19 protein-coding genes are annotated in these 14,669 nt (G+C 33.6%); 11 read left to right on the plus strand and 8 right to left on the minus strand.

Annotation, left to right across the window (positions count from 1 at the left end):
* Positions 1–17 precede the first annotated feature (17 nt).
* The 7 genes from TOPB45_RS03830 to TOPB45_RS03860 all read right to left on the minus strand — a co-directional run bounded on the left by TOPB45_RS03830 (position 18) and on the right by TOPB45_RS03860 (position 5,969).
* Entirely contained in the window at positions 18–545 is a 528-nt protein-coding gene (locus TOPB45_RS03830) for a nitroreductase family protein (protein ID WP_013909539.1), read from the minus strand.
* Complete coding sequence (locus tag TOPB45_RS03835) at positions 511–1,230, minus strand: flavodoxin family protein (RefSeq protein WP_013909540.1); 720 nt, start codon at positions 1,228–1,230, stop codon at positions 511–513. Before TOPB45_RS03835 ends, TOPB45_RS03830 begins: the two co-directional genes overlap by 35 nt.
* Positions 1,230–2,135 carry a spermine/spermidine synthase domain-containing protein gene (locus TOPB45_RS03840; protein WP_013909541.1) on the minus strand — a complete coding sequence of 302 codons (906 nt, stop codon included), beginning with the start codon at positions 2,133–2,135 and terminating at the stop codon, positions 1,230–1,232. Before TOPB45_RS03840 ends, TOPB45_RS03835 begins: the two co-directional genes overlap by 1 nt.
* A gap of 79 nt (positions 2,136–2,214) precedes the next feature.
* Complete coding sequence (locus tag TOPB45_RS09195; RefSeq protein WP_013909542.1) at positions 2,215–3,129, minus strand: DnaJ domain-containing protein; 915 nt, start codon at positions 3,127–3,129, stop codon at positions 2,215–2,217.
* A 71-nt stretch (positions 3,130–3,200) separates the two neighbouring features.
* Positions 3,201–3,764 carry a deoxycytidylate deaminase gene (locus TOPB45_RS03850; protein ID WP_013909543.1) on the minus strand — a complete coding sequence of 188 codons (564 nt, stop codon included), beginning with the start codon at positions 3,762–3,764 and terminating at the stop codon, positions 3,201–3,203.
* Between the two features lie 2 nt (positions 3,765–3,766).
* Positions 3,767–5,005, minus strand: a complete 1,239-nt coding sequence (locus TOPB45_RS03855) for a serine hydroxymethyltransferase (RefSeq protein ID WP_013909544.1) — start codon at positions 5,003–5,005, stop codon at positions 3,767–3,769.
* Between the two features lie 43 nt (positions 5,006–5,048).
* A complete protein-coding gene (locus TOPB45_RS03860) occupies positions 5,049–5,969 on the minus strand; it encodes a glycosyltransferase family 2 protein (protein ID WP_013909545.1) in 921 nt (306 codons plus the stop codon).
* Positions 5,970–6,104: 135 nt separating this feature from the next.
* Here TOPB45_RS03860 and TOPB45_RS08995 point away from each other — a divergent pair, with 135 nt between their 5' ends.
* Entirely contained in the window at positions 6,105–6,485 is a 381-nt protein-coding gene (locus tag TOPB45_RS08995) for a HEAT repeat domain-containing protein (protein WP_013909546.1), read from the plus strand.
* Here the strand turns inward: TOPB45_RS08995 and TOPB45_RS03870 are convergent.
* The gene (locus tag TOPB45_RS03870) at positions 6,474–6,944 is read right to left on the minus strand and encodes an HAD family hydrolase (RefSeq protein ID WP_013909547.1); all 471 of its coding nucleotides are present in this window, start codon (positions 6,942–6,944) and stop codon (positions 6,474–6,476) included. The two genes, TOPB45_RS08995 and TOPB45_RS03870, sit on opposite strands and share 12 nt — an antisense overlap.
* 379 nt (positions 6,945–7,323) lie before the next feature.
* Here TOPB45_RS03870 and rpsL point away from each other — a divergent pair, with 379 nt between their 5' ends.
* The 10 genes from rpsL to rpsS all read left to right on the plus strand — a co-directional run bounded on the left by rpsL (position 7,324) and on the right by rpsS (position 14,660).
* Positions 7,324–7,695: a 30S ribosomal protein S12 gene (rpsL, locus tag TOPB45_RS03875; RefSeq protein WP_013909549.1), complete on the plus strand. Its 372-nt coding sequence runs from the start codon at positions 7,324–7,326 to the stop codon at positions 7,693–7,695.
* A gap of 22 nt (positions 7,696–7,717) precedes the next feature.
* The gene (gene rpsG, locus TOPB45_RS03880) at positions 7,718–8,191 is read left to right on the plus strand and encodes a 30S ribosomal protein S7 (protein ID WP_013909550.1); all 474 of its coding nucleotides are present in this window, start codon (positions 7,718–7,720) and stop codon (positions 8,189–8,191) included.
* An 85-nt stretch (positions 8,192–8,276) separates the two neighbouring features.
* The gene (gene fusA, locus TOPB45_RS03885; protein ID WP_013909551.1) at positions 8,277–10,361 is read left to right on the plus strand and encodes an elongation factor G; all 2,085 of its coding nucleotides are present in this window, start codon (positions 8,277–8,279) and stop codon (positions 10,359–10,361) included.
* A gap of 22 nt (positions 10,362–10,383) precedes the next feature.
* On the plus strand, positions 10,384–11,583 hold the full coding sequence (gene tuf, locus TOPB45_RS03890) for an elongation factor Tu (RefSeq protein ID WP_013908987.1): 1,200 nt from the start codon (positions 10,384–10,386) through the stop codon (positions 11,581–11,583).
* Between the two features lie 21 nt (positions 11,584–11,604).
* Positions 11,605–11,916, plus strand: a complete 312-nt coding sequence (gene rpsJ / locus TOPB45_RS03895; RefSeq protein ID WP_013909552.1) for a 30S ribosomal protein S10 — start codon at positions 11,605–11,607, stop codon at positions 11,914–11,916.
* A gap of 16 nt (positions 11,917–11,932) precedes the next feature.
* Complete coding sequence (gene rplC, locus TOPB45_RS03900; protein WP_013909553.1) at positions 11,933–12,580, plus strand: 50S ribosomal protein L3; 648 nt, start codon at positions 11,933–11,935, stop codon at positions 12,578–12,580.
* Positions 12,581–12,582: 2 nt separating this feature from the next.
* Positions 12,583–13,215: a 50S ribosomal protein L4 gene (gene rplD, locus TOPB45_RS03905; protein WP_013909554.1), complete on the plus strand. Its 633-nt coding sequence runs from the start codon at positions 12,583–12,585 to the stop codon at positions 13,213–13,215.
* Between the two features lie 4 nt (positions 13,216–13,219).
* A complete protein-coding gene (gene rplW / locus TOPB45_RS03910) occupies positions 13,220–13,510 on the plus strand; it encodes a 50S ribosomal protein L23 (RefSeq protein ID WP_013909555.1) in 291 nt (96 codons plus the stop codon).
* 18 nt (positions 13,511–13,528) lie between these two features.
* Complete coding sequence (rplB, locus tag TOPB45_RS03915; RefSeq protein WP_013909556.1) at positions 13,529–14,350, plus strand: 50S ribosomal protein L2; 822 nt, start codon at positions 13,529–13,531, stop codon at positions 14,348–14,350.
* Positions 14,351–14,369: 19 nt separating this feature from the next.
* Entirely contained in the window at positions 14,370–14,660 is a 291-nt protein-coding gene (rpsS, locus tag TOPB45_RS03920) for a 30S ribosomal protein S19 (RefSeq protein WP_013909557.1), read from the plus strand.
* Positions 14,661–14,669 lie beyond the last annotated feature (9 nt).

A 14,669-nucleotide genomic window follows, 5' to 3' on the forward strand; every position in this document is an offset into this window, starting at 1 on the left:
ACCCCCTTTTTAATAGATTATATTTCTTTTAATAAGAAATGTTCAAGAGGATATCTTCCTGCCCTTTTGCTTTTATCATCAGAATAACCAAGAGCAACTACTGCACATAGCTCATATCTATCTTTTTCTAAATCCAAAATTTCTTTTACTTTATCTTCATTTTTTAAAATTTCTCCTAACCAACAACTACCAAGTCCAAGAGCATAAGCTGAAAGAAGCATATTTTCGATACAAGCTCCAGCTGATTGATGATCTTTTATTTGATGATACATATCTCTTTTATCAAGAAAAACAGCTATTAAAACAGGAGCTTGTTTAATGATATAAGCAGAAGTGGTTAATTCAGCAAGTTTTTCTTTTATTTCTTTAGACCAAATAACAACAAATCTCCAAGGTTGATTATTGTGTCCAGAAGGTGCCCATATTCCAGCTTCAAGAATTTTATAAATTTTCTCCTTTTCAGGGATTTTATCAAGATATCTTCTTATACTTCTTCTTCCAAAAATAGCTTTAAAAACTGCTTCTTGAAAAGCTTCTTCTTTCATAATATTCCTTATAGGAGGTTTCTTTTAAATTGGATATTTCTTTCAATACCTCTTTTCTAATATCCTCCAACAAAATTTTATCATCTTTATAAGTTAATAAAGCTTTTTCTCCTTTTAAAACCTTTATCATTTTAGTAATTAGAAGACCTATATTAATAGCATCCATTAAAGCTTTATCATCCCAGATAGCTTTTTTTCCGTTGTGAGAATAGGCAATTCCCCAGGGAGGAATTATCGCTCCCATAGAGGTTAAGGTAGTGATTAAATATCCGCAGGTTGAGATAGTTCCTGCATCAGCTCCTACTGCTATAGCTCCTACCACTTTTCCTTCCATATAACTTGGTTCTCCATAGCTTACCATATTTTCAAGACATGTCATCCTATCAATTAAATTTTTTAAAAGCCCAGACGGAGCAAACCAATAAACAGGAGTTGAAAAAATTAACCCTTCAGCTTGATTTATCTTTTCTAAAATGAATTTCCCAAAATCGTCAAAAATGCAGGGGAATTTACAGACAGGCTCTTCATTATTAATACATCCTATACAAGGTTTAATTTCTCCATCATATACGCTGACAATTTCAGTTTTAGCACCCTCCTTTTCTGCAGCCTTTAAAGCTGAAAGAAGAAGTTGTGCTGATCCTCCATCTTTATGAGGTGAGCCTAAAATTCCTAAGACCTTCATTATTTTAAAACCTCCCTCCAAAATTTTGGAAGTCCAAAAGAAGCTTTATGAACTTCGTGAGTATAGTAATAAGTATTGGGTATTTCTTTCCACTTTGGTATTTCTGGATTTGCGTAAGGAGATCTCATTAAATAGGCATTATCTCCTCCAAAAGAAGGGATGTTTGCTCTATAACAATAAATCTCTTTTTCAGGATAAACTTTTTTAAAAATTTTATAGGTTTCAATTAAAATATTTTTCATAGTAAAAGGAGTTCCACATTGCTGAACGACAATTCCTTTAGGACAAATTTTATAAACCATTTGATGAAAATCTATTCCAAAAAGTGCATGAGATAATTCTTGGGTGATTCCTTTTTCACTTATATCTGGATCTGTAGAGTCTATTATTACCAAATCAAAAATCTTTCCTTCATCTTTATATTTTTTAACCATTTCATAAGCATCTGCTACAATAAGCTTTAGTCTTGGATCTTTTGGATTTTCTGGAAGAAGTTCTGGAAAATATTTTTCTACTATTTTTGGAATATGGGGGTCTATATCTACAATAATGACTTCTTCAATTTCTGGATATTTAAGAAGCTCTCGAGCAGCTCCATAATCTCCTCCACCACAAATAAGAACTTTTTTAATTGAATTTTCAGGAGAGCCCTGCACAGGGATATGAACTAAAGCCTCATGATAAATAAATTCGTCTCTTGAAGTAAATTGGAGATTATTATTTATAAAAAGCATTCTTCCCCAAAATTTATTTTCTAAAACGTATATATTCTGTAAATCTGATTTCCCATAAATAATTCTTCCTATATAACCGAATACATAATCTACATTAACAAATTCAGCAAAAAAAACTCTTACTCCTTTGTCCTCAGTAAAAAGGGCATCAGCCATTATTTCTTTAACCATAAAGAACTCCTGTTTGGGAAATTTCTTTGAAGACTAAAAAAATTTTAATCATTTTGAAATAGTTTGTCAATAAAATAAGTTAAAGACCAGTACTTTTAAGTTTTTCTATCAAATTTTTTTGTTCTGAAGTTAATTTATCAGGAATTTTTGGTTGTAAAACTACATATAAATCTCCTTGCGAACCTCCTTCTAAAGGCAATCCCAACCCCTTAAGTCTTAATTTAGCTCCTGGCTTGATTAAAGGAGGAACCTTTGCTCTTACCTTTTTTCCATCAGGAGTTGTTACCTCTATCTCATCACCTAATAAAAAACTTGTAAGAGGGATTTCTTTTTCAATAATAATATTACCATCCTCCACCCTATAACCAGAATCAGGAACTATTCTTACTCTGAAAAGATATTCCTTAGTTTTTCTACCTTCTTTTCTTTTAATCCTTAAGATTTGTCCATCCTTTACACCCTTAGGGATTTTTATTTTTATAGTTTCAAAGGTTCCAGGTAGAATAACTTCCTTTTCTCCTCTTTTTAAAATGTCTTCTATAGTTAAAGGTAAATCCATTTGAATTGTTTCATACACTTCTCCAAATGGTGAAAATTCCTCCTCTCCAAAATAGGTTCCAAAAAGGTTGCTAAATAAATCTCCTAAATCAAAAATAAAAGTTTTTCCTCCCCTTCTATTTCTTTTAAAAAACCCCCCTAAATCTATTCCTAAATCTCTAAAAACGCTTTCAAAATCAAATCCTTTAAAGATATCCTCAGTAGTATATCTTCTTTCAAACTCTGCAGAACCATACATATCATATAATCTTCTTTTTTCAGGGTCAGAAAGAACTGCATAAGCTTCGTTTATTTCTTTAAATTTCTCCTCAGCTTCTTTATTACCACGATTTCTGTCAGGATGATATTTCATTGCAAGGCGTCTATAAGCTTTTTTTATTTCCTCTTGAGTTGCATTTCTAGGAACTCCAAGAATTTCATAATAATCCTTAGGCATAAATTAAACACCTCCTAATGGAAGGCTTTTAATTAAAAAATAAATTTATATAAGAAAAAATCAAGAAAAAATTAGTCTGTAGGAGGAAGTCTCCTTTTAGAAGTGGGGAAAGGTAAAATATTTTCTAAAGCTTTTAATGTTTCTTCTGAAACCCTTATTTGTTTAAAAACTTCGATTTTTGCTTCTTTTATGGCGGTTTTCCAAAATTCATCTCTTTCAAAATCTCTGCTTTCATAATCATACTCGTAATATACTTCTTTAATTCCTGCCCCTGCAAGTAGTTTTAAACATACATAACAGGGAGCTAAGGTACAATAAATGCTTGCTCCCTCTACAGAAATTCCAAATCTGGCTGCCTGAGCTATAGCATTTGCTTCTGCATGAGTTGATCTACAGAAATTATACTTATCTATATCAGGAACACCTTTTTCTCTTCTAAAGCAGTAATTGGATCCTTTGTCTGTGCAATGCCAAGCACCAGGCATTGGACCATTATAACCAGTTGCTAAAATTCTTTTATCTTTTACAATCACAGCTCCTGTAGGACGAGAATTACAACCTGAACGTAAAGCTACAATTTTTGCAATAAGCATGAAATATTCATGCCAATTAGGTCTATAGATCCTATCATCCATTTTTATTTTTTGTAAAAGGGAAATTTTTTGCAAATTTCTCTTATCTTTTCTCTTATTTTTTTTCTCAAATCCTCTTTGTCTGGATTTTTTAAAACTTCGCACATATAATGAGCTACTTCTTCGACTTCGGTTTCTTTCAAACCTCTTGTAGTTATAGCAGGTGTTCCTATTCTTATACCACTTGTTATTCTTGGAGGACGGGTATCAAAGGGGATAGAATTTTTATTTACTGTAATTCCTGCTTCCTCTAAAATTTTTTCTGCCTCGGCTCCAGTAAGACCTTTTATGGAAACATCTACTAAAACAAGATGGGTATCAGTTCCTCCAGAAATAACTCTAAAACCTTCGTTTTTAAAAACCTCAGCAATTACCTTAGCATTTTTGACTACCTGTTGTTGATAAGATCTAAATTCAGGCTGTAAAGCTTCTTTAAAACAGACAGCTTTTGCAGCTATAATATTCATGTGAGGACCACCTTGAATTCCAGGAAATACAGTTTTATCAATTATTTTAGCATATTTTTCTTTACAAAGAATAAAACCTCCTCTTGGGCCTCTCAAAGTTTTATGAGTAGTTGAGGTTACAAAATCTGCATAAGGAACAGGAGAAGGATGAATACCTGCAGCAATAAGTCCTGCAATATGAGCCATATCAACCATTAAATAAGCTCCCACTTCTTGAGCTATTTTAAAAAAGGCCTCAAAATCTATAATCCTTGGATAAGCACTTGCACCAGCTATTATGAGTTTTGGTTTATGCTCTAAAGCAATAGCTCTAACTTCCTCATAATCAATCATTTCAGTTTCTTTAGAAACTCCATAATGAACAATTTTGTAAAATTTGCCAGAAAAATTAACCCCTGCTCCATGTGAAAGATGTCCTCCATGTGAAAGATTCATAGAAAGTATAGTATCCCCTGGATTTAAAATAGCAAAATAAACCGCCATATTTGCTTGGGTTCCTGAATGAGGTTGTACATTAGCATGTTCAGCTCCAAAAAGTAGTTTTGCCCGTTCAATAGCAAGCTTTTCAACTTCATCAACATTTTCACACCCTCCATAATAGCGAGAAAAGGGATAACCCTCTGCATATTTATTCATTAAGCAAGAACCCTCAGCTTCCATTATAGCCATATCTGCTAAATTTTCAGAAGCTATCATTTCTAATTGATATTCCTGTCTATCTATTTCTTTTTGAATTAAATTCCATATTTCAGGATCAACTTCTTTCAGAAAAGACATTAGCTCCTCCTATTTTTAAAATTAATTTCATTTTATCAAAAGATTAAAAAATTTCTTCAACTTTAAAAACTCCTTCCTTTTGAGCCTTATTAAAGCGTTTCAAATTTTTCCATATTATATAACTAAATAGAGATAAAACCAAAGAAAAACCTGGAATAAGAATTGACCAAAAATGAGATATTTTCAAAAAAAAGATGAAAACGGGTGAACTTATGAAGATGCATAGAAATAATATAAAAAGATATTTAAAAATTTTTTCAAATTTAAAAGGATTTCTTAATACAAAAGGTATGGTCAATAACTCCCTAATAACTTCAAAGGTTCTTTTAAGACCATAATGAGTTTTTCCATATAATCGTGGTCTATCAATAACAGGTATCTCGAAAACCTCTTCATTTTTTACTCCAAAAACAGCAGGTATAAATCGATGAAAACCATGGGGAATTTGGAATTTTTTAGGTATAGGAGAAAGATAAGCTTTTAAGGAACAACCATTATCCCTTACTTTAAGACCTGTAACTACACTTATAAGCCAATTTGCAACCCGAGAAGGTAAAATCCTTGTTAAAAAGGGTTCTTTTCTTTTTACTCTATAACCTGTAACTACCCTATAACCTTCCTCTAATTTTTCAATAAGATCTTTTATATATTTGGGGTCATTTTGTCCATCTCCATCCATAGTTACAATAATATCACCTGTTGCATAATAAAAACCAGCGGTAAGACCTGCTGCTTGCCCTCGTTGCTTATCCATATTAAGAATTCTTAAATGGGAATCTAAATTTTTTAAATTTTTAAGAACATCTAAGGTATTATCACTACTTCCATCATTTATAAATATAATTTCGTAATTATAACCTTTATTTTGATGCAAATCTTCTAAAACCTTTTTAGTTTCTTCGTATACTATAGGAATATTTTTTTCTTCGTTGTGAACAGGAATAACTAAGGATATTTTCCTCATTTTGAGAAATTATAACTCAATTTTTAATTTATTTAAACCTTTTGATTAAAAATTTTATTTTGTCCGATAAAATCTTTTAAATTCAGCAAAAATGTGATAAGATAGAAGCATTTAAAAGGCTTATTAAATCTAAATATGAAATGGTTTTGTCCTTTTTGTTGGCAAAAAGTAGAAGAAGATACTCAAGTTTGCCCAAACTGTAGGAAAGATTTGACTAAATTTAGCACTTTAGATTTTGATGAAAAGCTCATTCTTGGGCTTAATAGTCCTATAACACAAAATAGAATGTTTGTAATAGAAGTCCTTGGAAAAAGAAAATGTGAAAAAGCAGTTCCCAAACTTTGTAGGATGCTTTTAGAAGAGAGGGATATTTTTGAACTTTTGGAAATTGCTAAAGCTCTTTTTAAAATAGGGACATCAGAAGCCTTAGATTGTCTCAAAAAAGCAAAAATAAAATTAAAGAAAAATTCTACGTTCCAAAAATATTTAGAAAAAGTTTTAAATTTAGAATCTTAAGGTTGCTTTAAGTCTTAGCGGATTTAAAAGAAGGTCAAGTCCATCAAGAATAGATTTTACTAAAATATCGGCAGAACATAGAGCTTCTACTGAACAACCTTCCTCAAGAAGCACTGCAACTCCAATCTTTGCTACTTTAAGCATTTTTCTATCATTATTTCCATTTCCAAAGGCTATTACTTTATCTGCTCCAAGATTTTTAACAAACTTTTCCTTTTGTAGGTCTTGATCTTTTCCTTGTAAAATGTGAATTTCACAATTTATTCCAGAGAGTGCTTCTTTTGCCTTTCCAAAGGTATCTGCAGTTAGCACATGGATTTTTAAAAATTCTGAGATTTTGTTTAGTCTTTCTTTTACACCTGGGATAAGTTTTCCATCAACAGATAAGGTTCCGGTGAAATCAGTTACCAAATGTTCAAGCCTTACCAATCCAAAACCAGGTATTTCAAGTTCAAACATAAGTCCCGCTAAAATTTTTAACAGCTTGGTTAATAAACTTATGAGCCTCTTCCAGCTACTTAAACCTTTCTTATATCAGCCTATACCCTAAGATCATGAAGAACAAGTGCAACCCTCCCAATTACTGCATATTTTATTTTTATAGCTAAAGTTAAAATTTTAAAATATAATTTAATCTTAATATAATAAAACATTATCCAAATACACCAAGTATTTTAGGCATTTTATCTCTTATTATCCCTTTGACCAAATTCAAAAAAATGGTATAATATTAAAACTTCTAAAAGTAAATGATTTAGACAAAAGCCCTTGACAATATAGTAAAAAGTATTATATAGAGTTTTGCCAAAAATTTTTAGAAAATTTAAAGAGGGGAAGTATGCCGACTATTAACCAGTTAGTAAGATTGGGAAGAGGTAAGAAAATTAGAAAATCAAGAGCTCCTGCTTTGCAGGGGTGCCCTCAAAAAAGAGGGGTTTGTGTAAGAGTTTATACAGTAACACCAAAAAAACCTAACTCTGCTTTGAGAAAAGTTGCTAGAGTAAGACTTACTAATGGAATAGAAATTACTGCTTATATTCCTGGTATTGGACATAATTTGCAGGAACATTCAGTAGTATTAGTAAGAGGTGGGCGTGTAAGAGATTTACCTGGAGTAAGATATAAAATTATAAGAGGAGCTTTGGATGCAGCAGGGGTACAGAATAGAAGAAAATCTCGTTCTAAATATGGAACACCAAAACCTAAATAAAGTTTAAAAGGGGAGAGTATTTATGCCGCGAAAAGGACCAGTACCAAAAAGAGAAATTCCTCCAGATCCTAAATTTAGAAGTGTTTTGGTAGCTAAATTCATAAATAATCTTATGAAAGATGGTAAAAAAAATATAGCTCGTAAAATTTTTTATGAAGCCTTAGAAAAATTAAGAGAAAAATCAGGAGGTGAAGATCCGCTAAAAATTTTTGAAAAGGCTGTGGAAAATGTTAAACCTTTACTTGAAACTCGTACCCGTAGAGTTGGTGGAGCAAATTATCAAGTGCCTGTGGAGGTAAGACCTGAGAGACAGATTTCACTTGCTATAAAATGGATTATTAATGCTGCAAGAAGTCGTCATGAAAAAACTATGGTTGAGAGATTAGCTAATGAATTGTGGGATGCCTATAATGAAAAGGGAGCTGCTATAAAGAAAAGAGACGATACTCACAAGATGGCAGAATCTAATAGAGTTTTTGCTCATTATCGCTGGTAATATTTTTCTTTTATAAAAATAAAAATTGACAATAAGGAGTTAAGATAATATTTTTGTTTTTTTTAAACATAGGTAAGGTGAAAAGATGACGCCAGAGGAATTAAAAATTTTAAAAACAACAAGAAATATAGGCTTTGTTGCACATATTGATGCTGGTAAAACTACTACTACAGAAAGGGTGCTTTATTACACTGGAAAAACTTATAAAATTGGTGAAGTAGATGAAGGTACAGCAACAATGGATTTCTTGCCTCAGGAACAAGAAAGAGGTATCACTATCACTTCTGCTTGTACTACTACTTTTTGGAGAGGACATAGAATAAACATTATTGATACACCAGGGCATGTGGATTTTACTATTGAAGTAGAAAGAAGTTTGAGAGTTCTTGATGGAGCAGTAGTAATTTTTTGTGCTGTTGGAGGAGTGGAACCTCAATCAGAAACCGTTTGGAGACAGGCAAATAAATACAAAGTTCCAAGATTGGCTTTTATTAATAAAATGGATAGAACAGGTGCAAATTTTGAGAGAGTTGTAGAACAGATTAGACAAAGATTAGGAGCAAATCCATTGCCTATTCAAATTCCTGTAGGACAAGAGAGTGATTTTGTAGGGGTAGTAGACCTAATAGAAATGAAAGCTATCATCTGGGATGAAGAATCCTTAGGTGCTAAGTATCATTATGAGGAAGTTCCTGCCTACTTAAAAGATAAAGCTGAAGAATATAGAATAAAAATGATTGAAACCTTAGCAGATATAAATGATGAAATTATGGAAAAATATTTAGAAGGAAAAGAGATATCTCCTGAAGAAATAAGAAAAGCTATTAGAGAAGCAACTATTAATTTTAAAATTGTACCTATTTTATGTGGAGCAGCTTTTAAAAATAAAGGAATTCAACCTTTGCTTGATGCTATTATAGACTATCTTCCTTCACCTCTTGATATTCCACCTGTAAAGGGAGTTAATCCGGATACAGGAGAAATAGAAGAAAGACCTACAGATCCAGATGCTCCCTTAGCTTGTTTAGCTTTTAAAATAATGACAGATCCTTATATAGGAACGCTAACTTTTTTAAGAATCTATTCAGGAAGATTAGAAAGTGGAATGTCAGTATATAATTCTACCAAAAGAAAAAAAGAAAGAATAGGGCGTTTGGTAAGGATGCATGCTAATCAAAGAGAGGAAATTACAGGAGCTTTTGCAGGAGATATAGTTGCTGCTATAGGTTTGAGAGTAACTACTACAGGAGATACATTATGTGATGAAAATCATCCTATAGAACTTGAAAAACTTGAAATTCCAGAACCTGTTATTTCTGTAGCAGTTGAACCTAAAACTAAAGCTGATCAAGAAAGACTTGCTCTTGCATTACAAAAAATAGCTATAGAAGACCCGTCCTTTAGAGTAACTGTTAATCATGAAACAGGACAAACCCTTATTTGGGGAATGGGAGAATTACATTTAGAAATCATTATAGATAGACTTCTGAGAGAATTTAAAGTAGGCGTTAATGTTGGCAAACCAGAAGTAGCTTATAAAGAAACTATTACAACTTCTGCTGAAGCAGAAGGAAAATACATTAGACAAACTGGTGGAAGGGGTCAGTATGGACATGTAAAATTGATTGTAGAACCAAATCCTGGTAAAGGATTTCATTTTGTTTCAGAAATTGTAGGAGGAGTTATTCCTAAAGAATTTATACCTGCTATAGAAAAAGGTGTAAGAGAAGCCACTCAAGAGGGAGTTTTAGCAGGATATCCAGTTGTTGATGTTAAAGTAAGACTTGTTGACGGAAGCTATCATGAAGTAGACTCTTCTGATCTTGCTTTTGCTATTGCAGGTTCTTTAGCATTTAAAGAAGCTTGTAAAAAAGCTAATCCAGTTTTATTAGAACCTATTATGAAAGTAGAAATTGTAGTTCCTGAAGAATATTTAGGAGATGTATTAGGGGATATCTCTTCACGTAGAGGGAAGGTTGAGAGTATGGATATGAGAGGGAATGCAAGAGTTATTTTGGCTTTTGTTCCTCTTGCAGAAATGTTTGGATATGCTACAACTTTAAGGTCTCTTACTCAAGGAAGAGGAACTTTTATTATGCAATTTTCTCACTATGAAAGAGTACCTGCTCAGTTAGCAGAAAGTATTATAAAAAAGGCCAAAGGATTATAAAATTTTTTAGGGAGGAGAGGAGATGGCGAAGGCTAAATTTGAGAGGAAGAAGCCTCATTTAAATGTAGGGACTATTGGGCATATTGATCATGGGAAGACCACATTAACGAGTGCGATAACGAGGGTGTTATCAACGAAGGGATTAGCAAGGTGGGTTCCATTTGATGAGATAGACAAGGCACCTGAGGAGAAGGCAAGGGGTATAACGATACAGCTTGCGCATGTGGAGTATGAGAGTGAGAAGAGGCATTATGCGCATATAGATTGTCCTGGTCATGCTGATTATATAAAGAACATGATAACTGGTGCAGCGCAGATGGATGGGGCAATACTTGTTGTTGCAGCAGATGATGGACCTATGCCTCAGACGAGGGAGCATGTATTGCTTGCAAGGCAGGTTAATGTTCCGTACATATTGGTATTTATGAACAAGATTGACATGGTAGATGATCCTGAGTTATTGGATTTAGTTGAGTTAGAGGTTAGGGAATTACTTACGAAGTATGGATTTCCTGGTGATGAGGTACCGGTTATAAGGGGTAGTGCTTTGAGAGCGCTTGAGTGTGGGTGTGGTAAGGAGGAGTGTCAGTGGTGTGGGGCTATATGGCAGTTGGTGAAGGCGATGGATGAGTATATACCTGAGCCAATAAGGGATGTAGACAAGCCGTTTTTGATGCCTATAGAGGATGTATTTAGTATAAGTGGTAGGGGAACGGTTGTGACGGGTAAGGTAGAGAGGGGAGTGCTTAGGCCTGGGGATGAGGTTGAGGTGGTAGGGCTTAGGCCGACGATTAAGACGGTTGCAACAAGTATTGAGATGTTTAGGAAGATACTTGATGAGGCATTACCTGGTGATAATATAGGGATACTTTTGAGGGGAGTAGGGAAGGATGATGTAGAGAGGGGTCAGGTGGTAGCGAAGCCTGGTAGTATAAAGCCGCATATTAAGTTTAAGGCTGAGGTATATGTGTTGAAGAAGGAGGAGGGAGGTAGGCATACGCCATTTTTTAGTGGGTATAGACCGCAGTTTTATTTTAGGACGACAGATGTTACAGGGGTTATAAAGTTACCTGATGGGGTTGAGATGGTGATGCCTGGTGATAATGTGGAGTTAGAGGTTGAGTTGATAAAGCCGGTTGCATTAGAGGAGGGTTTAAGGTTTGCTATAAGAGAGGGTGGAAGGACGGTTGGAGCAGGAGTTGTTACAAAAATTTTAGAATAAAAAGAGGTGTGAGGTTTAAATATGGTACCTATGCAAAAGATAAGGATAAAGCTAAAAAGCTTTGATCATAGAATACTTGATAAATCTGTAATGAATATTGTAAATACAGCTAAGGAAACAGGAGCTAAGGTAGTTGGTCCAATTCCACTTCCTACTAAAATAAGCAGGTGGACAGTGCTTAGATCTCCTCATATTGATAAAAACTCAAGAGAACAATTTGAAATAAGGATCCACAAAAGACTTATTGAAATATTAGAACCTACACAACAAACTATAGATGCTTTGATGCAACTTGAATTACCTGCAGGAGTAGAAGTAGAAATAAAGGTATAAAAGGGAGTGAAGAAAAATGAAGCTTGAAGGACTAATAGGAAAAAAGTTGGGAATGACAAGAATATTTGATGAAGAAGGAAATGCTATACCAGTTACTGTTTTACAAGTAGGACCTTGTGCAGTAGTTCAAGTAAAAACAGTAGAAAAGGATGGGTATAATGCGGTACAATTAGGTTTTGATCCTAAAAAGCTTACTAAATGCACTTTTCCTATGATAGGACATTTTTTGAAAGCAGGGTTAGAAACAGGATTTTATATTTTAAGAGAATTTAGAATAGATGATCCCTCGGAGTTTAAGCCAGGACAATATATTTCTCTTTCTGATTTAGCTTTAGAAAAAGGTATTAAAGTAGATGTTACAGGAACTTCGAAAGGGAGAGGTTTTACAGGGACTATTAAAAGATGGAATTTCTCAAGACAACCTATGAGCCACGGTGCAAAACAGGTTCATCGTAAAAAAGGGTCAAGTGGATCAACCACTTTTCCTGGAAGAGTTATAAAAGGGAAGAAAATGCCAGGACATTATGGAAATGAAACAGTTACAATTAAGAATTTAACCGTGGTAGATATAATTCCAGAAAAAAATTTACTTTTAGTAAAGGGCGCTGTTCCTGGATGGAACAACGGATATGTAATGGTTTATTTTAAAGAGAAGGGGAGTTAAAAATGGAGGCTATAAAAGCAAAGTTAATTGATAGTTCAGCTAATATAATTGGTGAAATAGAATTACCTTCAGATTTATATGGAGTAACTCCTAAGGTTGGATTACTACATGAAGTTGTTCGTTGGCAGATGGCAAGATGGAGAGCAGGAACTGCTTGTACTAAAACAAGAGGTGAAGTAAGAGGAGGAGGAAGAAAGCCTTGGCCTCAAAAACATACTGGAAGAGCAAGACAAGGATCTATTAGAGCTCCTCAATGGGTTGGAGGAGGGGTAGTTCATGGTCCAAAACCAAGAAGTTATGAGTTTAAGTTAAATAAAAAAGTAAGAAGATTAGGATTAAAAATGGCTCTTTCTTCAAGAGCTTTAGCAAATAAAGTTTATGTAGCTGAAGATTTTCCTGTGAAAGACAAACCCAAAACAAAAGTTTTAAAGAACTTTTTAGATACCTTAGGGATAAATGATGCTTTGATTGTGGTTCCAGAAAGAAATTTAATATTAGAAAAAAGCGCAGACAATTTACCTAAGGTTAAGGTTCTTGCAGTTGAAGGATTGAATGTTTATGATATTTTAAACCACCAAAATTTAATTTTAGCAAAAGATGCTTTACCAAAAATAGAGGAACGTTTAAGGAGATAAGGAAATGAGAGATCCAAGAACAATTATTTTAGCACCTATTATTACAGAGAAGTCTATGTATTTGAAAGAAAAATATAATCAAGTTAGTTTTTGGGTAGACCCCTCTGCTAATAAAATAGAGATAAAGAAAGCAGTAGAAGACCTATTTAAAGTTAAAGTTGTAGATGTACAAACTATAAGAGTTAAAGGAAAACCTAAGGGAGGGTTTAGAAATCCTGGAAGAACTTCAATAAGAAAGAAAGCAATAGTAAGACTTGCAGAAGGACAAACTATAGAATTTTTCGAAACTTTATAAATAAAGGGGTGAAAAAATATGCCTATTAAAAAATTTAAACCTACTTCCCCTGGTAGAAGGTTTATGACTTGTTTAGTTAATCCAGAACTTTCTAAAAAGGAGCCTGAGAAGAGTTTAGTTGAACCTTTAAAAAAGACAGGAGGAAGAAATAATTATGGAAGAATTACAGTAAGATTTAGAGGTGGTGGGCACAAAAGACTTTATCGTATTATTGATTTTAAAAGAGACAAAGATAATATTCCAGCAAAAGTTATAGCTTTAGAATACGATCCTAATAGATCAGCCAATATTGCTCTTCTTCAGTATGCTGATGGAGAAAAAAGATATATTTTAGCTCCAGAGGGTTTGAAAGTAGGCGATGTAGTTATGTCTGGAGAGAATGTGGAAATAAAAGTAGGTAATGCTCTACCTTTAAAAAATATTCCAGTAGGAACTATGGTTCATAATGTAGAGCTAAGACCCAAAAAAGGTGGACAAATTGCTCGTTCTGCAGGTACTTTTGCTCAAATACTTGGTAAAGAGGGTGATTATGTAATATTGAGGCTTCCTTCTGGTGAAATAAGAATGATTCATGGAGATTGTAAAGCTACTATTGGACAGGTAGGAAATTTAGATTGGGAAAATATAACTATTGGTAAAGCAGGAAGGTCAAGATGGCTTGGGAGAAGACCTCATGTAAGGGGTGTAGCTATGAACCCAGTTGATCACCCCTTAGGAGGTGGAGAAGGAAGATCCCATGGCGGAAGACATCCTTGTTCTCCTTGGGGTTGGTTATGTAAAGGATTGAAAACCCGTAAGAAAAAACCTTCTGATAAATTCATTTTAAAGAGAAGGAAGTAAGTATCTGGAGGTGATTTGAATGCCAAGATCAAAAAAGAAAGGCCCTTTTGTAGATGAGCATTTATTAAAAAAAGTTTTGAAAGCTAAGGAAACTGGAGATAAAAAGCCAATAAAAACTTGGAGCAGAAGATCTACTATAATTCCTGAAATGGTAGGATTAACTTTTGCAGTCCATAACGGGCATAAATTTATTCCTGTTTATGTGACAGAAAATATGGTAGGACATAAATTAGGAGAGTTTGCGCCCACGAGAACTTACAAAGGACATCCTGCAGATAAAGGAAGAGTTAAAGGAGTAAAGAAAAAATAAAGGAGAAAA

The organism is Thermodesulfobacterium geofontis OPF15, from assembly GCF_000215975.1.
In the GTDB taxonomy this organism is placed as follows: Bacteria; Desulfobacterota; Thermodesulfobacteria; order Thermodesulfobacteriales; family Thermodesulfobacteriaceae; genus Thermodesulfobacterium; species Thermodesulfobacterium geofontis.

Bases quoted from the DNA above. Each gene is read 5' to 3' on its own strand.
- tuf (WP_013908987.1), top strand. From the start codon at position 10,384: ATGGCGAAGGCTAAATTTGAGAGGAAGAAGCCTCATTTAAATGTAGGG.
- TOPB45_RS03870 (WP_013909547.1), bottom strand. From the start codon at position 6,944: ATGTTTGAACTTGAAATACCTGGTTTTGGATTGGTAAGGCTTGAACAT.
- TOPB45_RS03840 (WP_013909541.1), bottom strand. From the start codon at position 2,135: ATGGTTAAAGAAATAATGGCTGATGCCCTTTTTACTGAGGACAAAGGA.
- rpsS (WP_013909557.1), top strand. From the start codon at position 14,370: ATGCCAAGATCAAAAAAGAAAGGCCCTTTTGTAGATGAGCATTTATTA.
- rplB (WP_013909556.1), top strand. From the start codon at position 13,529: ATGCCTATTAAAAAATTTAAACCTACTTCCCCTGGTAGAAGGTTTATG.
- TOPB45_RS09195 (WP_013909542.1), bottom strand. From the start codon at position 3,129: ATGCCTAAGGATTATTATGAAATTCTTGGAGTTCCTAGAAATGCAACT.
- rplD (WP_013909554.1), top strand. From the start codon at position 12,583: ATGGAGGCTATAAAAGCAAAGTTAATTGATAGTTCAGCTAATATAATT.
- TOPB45_RS08995 (WP_013909546.1), top strand. From the start codon at position 6,105: ATGAAATGGTTTTGTCCTTTTTGTTGGCAAAAAGTAGAAGAAGATACT.
- fusA (WP_013909551.1), top strand. From the start codon at position 8,277: ATGACGCCAGAGGAATTAAAAATTTTAAAAACAACAAGAAATATAGGC.
- TOPB45_RS03855 (WP_013909544.1), bottom strand. From the start codon at position 5,005: ATGTCTTTTCTGAAAGAAGTTGATCCTGAAATATGGAATTTAATTCAA.
- TOPB45_RS03860 (WP_013909545.1), bottom strand. From the start codon at position 5,969: ATGAGGAAAATATCCTTAGTTATTCCTGTTCACAACGAAGAAAAAAAT.
- TOPB45_RS03830 (WP_013909539.1), bottom strand. From the start codon at position 545: ATGAAAGAAGAAGCTTTTCAAGAAGCAGTTTTTAAAGCTATTTTTGGA.
- rpsG (WP_013909550.1), top strand. From the start codon at position 7,718: ATGCCGCGAAAAGGACCAGTACCAAAAAGAGAAATTCCTCCAGATCCT.
- rplW (WP_013909555.1), top strand. From the start codon at position 13,220: ATGAGAGATCCAAGAACAATTATTTTAGCACCTATTATTACAGAGAAG.
- TOPB45_RS03850 (WP_013909543.1), bottom strand. From the start codon at position 3,764: ATGGATGATAGGATCTATAGACCTAATTGGCATGAATATTTCATGCTT.
- rpsJ (WP_013909552.1), top strand. From the start codon at position 11,605: ATGGTACCTATGCAAAAGATAAGGATAAAGCTAAAAAGCTTTGATCAT.
- rplC (WP_013909553.1), top strand. From the start codon at position 11,933: ATGAAGCTTGAAGGACTAATAGGAAAAAAGTTGGGAATGACAAGAATA.
- TOPB45_RS03835 (WP_013909540.1), bottom strand. From the start codon at position 1,230: ATGAAGGTCTTAGGAATTTTAGGCTCACCTCATAAAGATGGAGGATCA.
- rpsL (WP_013909549.1), top strand. From the start codon at position 7,324: ATGCCGACTATTAACCAGTTAGTAAGATTGGGAAGAGGTAAGAAAATT.